The organism is Acidovorax delafieldii 2AN (assembly GCF_000175235.1).
GTDB classification, from domain to species: Bacteria; Pseudomonadota; Gammaproteobacteria; order Burkholderiales; family Burkholderiaceae_C; genus Acidovorax; species Acidovorax delafieldii_B.
Genome location: NZ_ACQT01000198.1, coordinates 1 through 6,622, shown reverse-complemented (window position 1 = coordinate 6,622; position 6,622 = coordinate 1). Strand labels below are relative to the sequence as shown.

Annotated in this window: 7 protein-coding genes; 2 read left to right on the top strand and 5 right to left on the bottom strand. The window is 65.7% G+C overall.

Features of this window, described 5'->3' with window-relative positions; genetic code table 11:
• Positions 1 to 120 precede the first annotated feature (120 nt).
• Genes trpD through trpE form a run of 5 tightly spaced genes read right to left on the bottom strand, consistent with a single transcriptional unit; the run spans position 121 to position 4,255 of the window.
• Entirely contained in the window at positions 121 to 1,152 is a 1,032-nt protein-coding gene (trpD, locus tag ACDELDRAFT_RS17485) for an anthranilate phosphoribosyltransferase (protein WP_005799292.1), read from the bottom strand.
• A gap of 29 nt (positions 1,153 to 1,181) precedes the next feature.
• Entirely contained in the window at positions 1,182 to 1,844 is a 663-nt protein-coding gene (locus tag ACDELDRAFT_RS17480) for a LysE family translocator (protein ID WP_005799291.1), read from the bottom strand.
• Entirely contained in the window at positions 1,841 to 2,425 is a 585-nt protein-coding gene (locus tag ACDELDRAFT_RS17475; RefSeq protein ID WP_005799290.1) for an anthranilate synthase component II, read from the bottom strand. The genes ACDELDRAFT_RS17480 and ACDELDRAFT_RS17475 overlap by 4 nt, the downstream gene beginning before the upstream one ends.
• A gap of 4 nt (positions 2,426 to 2,429) precedes the next feature.
• Positions 2,430 to 2,759 (bottom strand): chorismate mutase, encoded by a 330-nt coding sequence (locus tag ACDELDRAFT_RS17470; RefSeq protein ID WP_005799289.1) that lies wholly within the window; start codon positions 2,757 to 2,759, stop codon positions 2,430 to 2,432.
• Positions 2,756 to 4,255, bottom strand: coding sequence for an anthranilate synthase component I (trpE, locus tag ACDELDRAFT_RS17465; RefSeq protein ID WP_005799288.1), 1,500 nt, complete (start codon positions 4,253 to 4,255; stop codon positions 2,756 to 2,758). The genes ACDELDRAFT_RS17470 and trpE overlap by 4 nt, the downstream gene beginning before the upstream one ends.
• 341 nt (positions 4,256 to 4,596) lie before the next feature.
• On the opposite strand from trpE, the gene ACDELDRAFT_RS17460 reads away from it, so the two are divergent.
• Together ACDELDRAFT_RS17460 and ACDELDRAFT_RS17455 are read left to right on the top strand one after the other, a co-directional pair.
• Positions 4,597 to 5,196 carry a chalcone isomerase family protein gene (locus ACDELDRAFT_RS17460; RefSeq protein WP_005799287.1) on the top strand — a complete coding sequence of 200 codons (600 nt, stop codon included), beginning with the start codon at positions 4,597 to 4,599 and terminating at the stop codon, positions 5,194 to 5,196.
• 259 nt (positions 5,197 to 5,455) lie between these two features.
• Positions 5,456 to 6,622: methyl-accepting chemotaxis protein (locus tag ACDELDRAFT_RS17455; RefSeq protein WP_005799286.1), on the top strand; the 1,167-nt coding region annotated here is incomplete at its 3' end.

Here is a 6,622-nt window from a genome sequence, read left to right as displayed (position 1 = left end):
TGCCTGTGGCCCTGGCGCCTTGAGCACCCGAACAAACACCCGGTGCATCACCCACCCGGCCACAACGAACAGTGCCGAGACGCCCAGCGCTATCCAGGTGCCCGGGTCGCGCCACATGGATCAGGCCGCCAGCGCGTGCGTGCGCGTGACCAGTTCGGCCAGCTTGGCCTTGGCGGCGCCGCTGTCGATGGCCTGCTGCGCGCGGGCGAGGCCGGCAGCGATGCTGCCCACCACGTTGGCGGCATACAGGGCGGCGCCTGCGTTCAGGCAGACCACATCGCGCGCCGCGCCGGGTTTGCCGTCCAGCACGTCGAGCACGATGGCGCGCGACTGTTCGGGGTTTTCCACGCGCAGCTGGCGCGTGCTGGTCATGGCCAGGCCGAAGTCTTCGGGGTGCACCTCGTACTCGCTGATGGCGCCGTCCCTGAGCTCGCCCACCAGCGTGGAGGCGCCCAGGCTGATCTCGTCCAGGCCATCGCGCCCATAGATGACGAGGGCGTGCTGCGCGCCCAGGCGCTGCAGCGCGCGCACCTGGATGCCCACCAGGTCTTCATGGAACACGCCCATGAGGATGTTGGGGGCGCCGGCCGGGTTGGTCAGCGGCCCGAGGATGTTGAAGATGGTGCGCACGCCCAGCTCCTTGCGCACCGGCGCCACGTTCTTCATGGCCGGATGGTGGTTGGGCGCAAACATGAAGCCGATGCCGACCTCGGCGATGCACTGGGCAATGGCTTCGGGCGACAGGTTGATGTGCACGCCCAGCGCCTCCATGGCGTCGGCGCTGCCGCTCTTGCTGCTCACGCTGCGCCCGCCGTGCTTGCTGACCTTGCCGCCCGCCGCAGCGATCACGAAGGTGGCGCAGGTGGAGATGTTGAAGGTGTTGGCTCCGTCGCCGCCCGTGCCCACGATGTCCACCATGTGCGTGGTGTCTGCGACATGCACCTTGGTGGAGAACTCGCGCATCACCTGCGCGGCGGCGGTGATTTCGCCGATGGTTTCCTTCTTCACGCGCAGGCCGGTCACGATGGCCGCCGTCATGACGGGCGAGAGTTCACCCCGCATGATCATGCGCATGAGGTGCAGCATCTCGTCGTGGAAGATTTCGCGGTGCTCGATGGTGCGCTGCAACGCTTCGGAAGGGGTAATGAGCATGGGGGTTCTCCGCAGAGGAAAGAGGCCGGTCAGGAGGCGGGCCGATCGGTCAGCGCCAGCTTGAGTCCGAAGCCGATGAACATGGCGCCCGCCACGCGATCGAGCCAGTGCAGGCCACGCTGCACGGCGCCCACGCGGCGCGACATCCAGGCGGCCGCCAGCGCCCAGCCGGCATTGACCGGAATGGCGTTGACGTTGAACAGCACGCCCAGCAGCACGAAGGCCAGGGCCTTGTTCCCGGTGCCCGCAGCGATGAACTGCGGCACGAAGGCCAGGAAGAACAGCGCCACCTTGGGGTTGAGCACGTTGGTCCAGAAGCCGCCCAGGAACACGCTGCGCAGCGAAACCACCACGGGCGTGGCCGACTGCGCGGCCGCGATGGCGGCGCCATTGCCCCCTCCGGGGCGGGACAACAGCATGCGCACGCCCATCCACAACAGGTAGGCAGCACCAACCCACTTGAGCACGGTGAACGCCGTGGCCGATGCCGACAGCAACGCGCCCACGCCCACGGCCGCCGCGGCCACATGCACGAAGCAGCCCGCCGTGATGCCCAGGCCCGCCACCAGGCCGGCGCGCGCGCCCGAGCGCAGCGCGTGGGTCACGATGTAGAGCACGTCCGGCCCGGGCGTGAGATTGAGCAGCCAGCCAGCGGCGATGAACAGGAGCAGCTGGTGGGTTTCGATGATCACGCCCGCTGCTCCAGGAAGTTGCGCAGCATGGCGTGGCCGTGCTCGGTGAGGATGCTCTCGGGGTGGAACTGCACGCCTTCGATGGGCATCGTCCGGTGGCGCACGCCCATGATCTCGCCGTCATCGGTCCAAGCGGTGATTTCGAGCTCTTCGGGGCAGGTGGCGCGCTCGATGGCCAGCGAGTGATAGCGGTTGACCGTGAAATGCTCCGGCAGTCCCGCGAACACACCTTTTTGCGTAGTGGTGATGACACTGGTTTTGCCGTGCATCAGTTCTTTGGCCCGCACGATGGTGCCGCCAAAGGCCGCGCCGATGGCCTGGTGCCCCAGGCATACGCCCAGGATGGGCAGCTTGCCTGCAAAGTGCTGGATGGCAGCCACCGAGATGCCGGCCTCTGCGGGCGAGCACGGGCCGGGCGAGATGACCAGCCGGTCGAGTTGCCCGGCCGCGAGCCGCCGGTCGATGTCGGCCAGGGTGATCTCGTCGTTGCGGAACACTTCGACGTCGGCGCCCAGTTCGCCGAAATACTGGACGATGTTGTAGGTGAAGCTGTCGTAGTTGTCGACCATCAGGAGTTTCATGGCTTCACCCTTGCTGTGGCGCGGTCTGGCGCAGGCGCGCAAACTCGCGGTGTTCATGGGCGATGTAGGCTTCCATCATGCTGCGGTAGATGGCCTCCATCACGTCGGGCTCGCCGCCTTCGATCAGGGTGCGCGCGCGCACGCGATCGACGATGGCCTGGATGCGGTCTTCATCGCGCACCTGGGAAGCTTCCTGCTTGATGCGCGCGGCCTGGGTCATGTAGCCGCCCCGCGTCACCAGCAGGGGCACCAGCACGTCGTCCAGCGCGTCGATGTGGCGGCGCACATCGTCCATGGTCGTGCAATGCTGCACGTTGTTGATGGCCTGGCTCATTCCAGCCCCTCCTCGACAAGTTCGGCGGCGCGCAGCAGGGCGCGCGCCTTGTGTTCGGTTTCCTTCCACTCCAGCTCGGGCACCGAATCGGCCACCACGCCGGCGGCGGCCTGCACATACAGCGTGCCATCCTTGATGAGGCCGGTGCGGATCGCGATGGCCACGTCCATGTCGCCCGCGTAGCTGAGATAGCCGCAGGCGCCGCCATAAATGCCGCGCTTGACGGGTTCGAGCTGGTCGATCAGTTCCATGGCATGCACCTTGGGGGCCCCCGTGAGCGTGCCGGCAGGGAAGGTGGCCTTGAGCACGTCCATGCTGGTCATGCCGTCATGGAGGATGCCTTCGACGTTGCTCACGATGTGCATCACGTGGCTGTAGCGCTCGACCACGAAGGCCTCGGTCACCTTGACGGTGCCCGTCTTGGCAATGCGGCCGATGTCGTTGCGCGCCAGATCGATCAGCATCACGTGTTCGGCGCGCTCCTTGGGGTCGTTGACCAGCTCCACCTCGGCCGCCTTGTCCTTCTCGGGCGTGGCGCCGCGCGGGCGCGTGCCTGCCAGGGGACGGATGGTGACTTTGGTGCCCGCGTCGGTCTGCTCCTGCCGCACCAGGATCTCAGGGCTGGCCCCCACCACGTGGAAATCGCCAAAGTTGTAGAAATACATGTAGGGCGAGGGGTTCAGCGAACGCAGCGCACGGTACAGGCTCAGAGGGCTTTCGGTATAGCGCTTGTGGATGCGCTGGCCCACCTGCACCTGCATGAAGTCGCCAGCGGCGATCAGATGCTTGGCACGGTCGACCGCGGCAAGGTAGTCGGCCTTCGCAAAGCTGCGCTGCGCGGGGTGGTTTTCTGTCGCCCTCACCACCGGCGCACTGACCGAGTATTTGAGCTGGTCCTTGAGTTCGCGCAGGCGCTTCTTGGCCTTGCCATACGCTTCGGGCTGGGCCGGGTCGGCATAGACGATGAGGTACAGCTTGCCCGACAGGTTGTCGATGACCGCCAGCTCCTCGCACTGCAGCAGCAGGATGTCGGGGGTGTCGAGGGAATCGGGCGGACAGGTGGCTTCGAGTTTTTTCTCGATGTAGCGCACCGTGTCATAGCCGAAGTAACCCGCCAGACCGCCGCAAAACCGGGGCAGCCCCGGGCGCAAGGCAACCTTGAAGCGCTTCTGGTAGGCCTCGATGAAATCCAGCGGATTGCCCCGGGCGGTTTCCACCACCTGGCCATCGGTCACCACTTCGGTTTTCGCATCTGCACCAAAGCCGCTGGCACGCAGCAAGGTGCGGGCGGGCAGGCCGATGAAGCTGTAGCGCCCAAACCGCTCGCCGCCCACCACCGACTCGAGCAGGAAGCTGTGCTTGCCGCCGTCCTTGCTGTGCGCGAGCTTCAGATACAGCGAGAGCGGGGTTTCCAGATCCGCAAAAGCTTCCGCCATGAGCGGGATGCGGTTATAGCCTTCGCCGGCCAGGCTTTTGAATTCAAGTTCCGTGATCACGGGGAGAGCTCCCTGCTGAGGCGGCGCGGGATACGTTGCGCAATTGCGCCGCTGTTCATTCGATGGGCCCCGGGCGGGGCAGCGGAGGGCACGCTGGGAAGGTTCCCAGATGCCATTCAGGCGTTCAGAAGGACAGGCCTGCGCCAGGGCCAAGCTCCCCGGTCGCTGCAACCTGTGATGAACACGTGATGGATGAACATGGCCAAAGTGTAGCAAAGGTCCATGGCCATCATGCGGCAACGTCGCCGGGACGCGCATAACCGCTCGAAAACCCTGTAGCGGGACGCCGCGAGTGTTGCAACAATTAGAAACGAACGATCGTTCGATTTCAGGAGACCTGTATGACCTTCCTCCGTCGATGCGCAGTGTTTGCCGGCACCCTGGCCAGTGCCTTCATCCTTGCGGCCAGCGCCACAGCCCAACCGGTCACCGTGGCCGACGTGAAATACGAAGACACCAGCGTCCTGAACGGCAGCACGCTGCAGCTCAACGGCGCAGGCGTGCGCTACAAGGCCGTATTCAAGGTCTACACCGCGGGGCTGTACCTGGAAAAGAAGGCCTCGACACCGCAGGAAGTCGCCGCCCAACGCGGTCCCAAGCGCATGAGCATCACCATGCTGCGCGAAATCGATTCGACCGAGCTGGGCAAGCTGTTCTCGCGCGGCATGGAGGACAACATGGACCGCGCCGCGTTCTCCAAGCTCATCCCCGGCGTGCTGCGCATGAGCCAGATCTTTTCTGAGCACAAGAAGCTGCAGGCGGGAGACCAGTTCATGATCGACTGGGTTCCCGGAACAGGAACGGTGATTACCGTGAAGGGCAAGCCCCAGGGCGAGCCTTTCAAAGAGCCGGAATTCTTCAATGCGCTCATGGGCATCTGGCTGGGCAACGTGCCCGCCGATTGGAAGCTCAAGGATGCACTGCTGGGCAAGCCCGCCTAGCCACCCCGACGGCCTGCAGCCTTCCCCCTGGCAAACCCCTATGAAATTGCATCGGCGCCTGTCCCGCGCCCGACAGCCGGGGAAGGTGTGCACACCGTACGCTGTCTCTGCCCCTGCACCCCATTCCCGGGCGGCCCATGGTGGGCAAACCTGCGCTATCTGCCTGCAGGACCACGGCCCGCACTGCCGCGCCACCCGCGCGGACAGCACCCTTGCCTGACTGCCTGCCATTCCTCCGTCTTCCGCGCATGACATCACCATGAAATTCAGCAACCTCTCTGTCGGTCTTCGCCTCGGGCTGTCCTTTGGCGCCCTTCTGTTCATCACGGCGCTCATCGCCGGCACGGGGATGTGGCGTATTGCGAGCCTGAAGCATGCGAGCGACCGGCTCGCCACGCAGGAAATCGAGCAGCAGACCCTGGTCGAGGATTGGGCATCGGACATTCGCCTGAACTGGGTGCGCACCGAGGCTTTTCTCAAGGCGATTGACCGCGACTACATGGACGCACTCACGACCGACACCCAGGCCACGGCCACTGGCATGGAGTCGAAGGTCCAACGCATTGAGGCGCTGGTGCAGAGCGATGCGGGCCGCAACCTGCTGGCCGCCATAACGACGGCGCGCAAAGCCTACAACGACAAGCTTGCAGAGATCCGCGAACTGCACCGGGGCGGCGAGCCGAACGTGCCGTCCATGGTCGACAAGGACTTGCGCCCCCTGGCCCACAAATACCTGGCCTCGCTGGACGACCTGCGCAAGACCATGGCCTCGCAACTGGCCGAAAGCCAGCGCGACACCAGCGCTCTGGCCGGTGCAAGCCAGATGCTGCTGGGGGTGGGTACGCTGCTGGCGGTGGCTTTGGGAGCCACGCTGGCTTGGACCGTCACGCAGTCCATCGTGCGCCCGGTGCGGGCCGGCCGTCAGGCTGCCGAGCGTATTGCCGGTGGAGACCTCACCCAACCCATTGTCCACCGCAACCTGGATGAGACCGGCCAATTGCTGCAGGCCCTCGGCACGATGCAATCGCGCCTGGCGGCCATCGTGGACAACGTGCGCAGCAACGCCGAAGGCGTGGCCTCGGCCAGCGCCCAGATTGCCTCGGGCAACAACGACCTCTCCGCGCGCACCGAGCAGCAGGCCAGCGCGCTCGAAGAAACCGCCGCCTCCATGGAAGAACTGGGCTCCACCGTGCGCCAGAACGCCGACAACGCCCGCCAGGCCAACCAGCTGGCCATGAGCGCCTCCACCGTGGCGGCCCAGGGCGGCGAAGTGGTGGCCGAGGTGGTGGACACCATGAAGGGCATCAACGACAGCAGCCGCCGCATTGCCGACATCATCGGCGTGATCGACGGCATCGCCTTCCAGACCAACATCCTGGCGCTGAACGCCGCCGTGGAGGCCGCGCGTGCCGGTGAGCAGGGCCGC

Coding starts and splice junctions, on each gene's coding strand:
- trpD (WP_005799292.1), bottom strand. CDS start 1,152: ATGCTCATTACCCCTTCCGAAGCGTTGCAGCGCACCATCGAGCACCGC.
- ACDELDRAFT_RS17475 (WP_005799290.1), bottom strand. CDS start 2,425: ATGAAACTCCTGATGGTCGACAACTACGACAGCTTCACCTACAACATC.
- ACDELDRAFT_RS17470 (WP_005799289.1), bottom strand. CDS start 2,759: ATGAGCCAGGCCATCAACAACGTGCAGCATTGCACGACCATGGACGAT.
- ACDELDRAFT_RS17460 (WP_005799287.1), top strand. CDS start 4,597: ATGACCTTCCTCCGTCGATGCGCAGTGTTTGCCGGCACCCTGGCCAGT.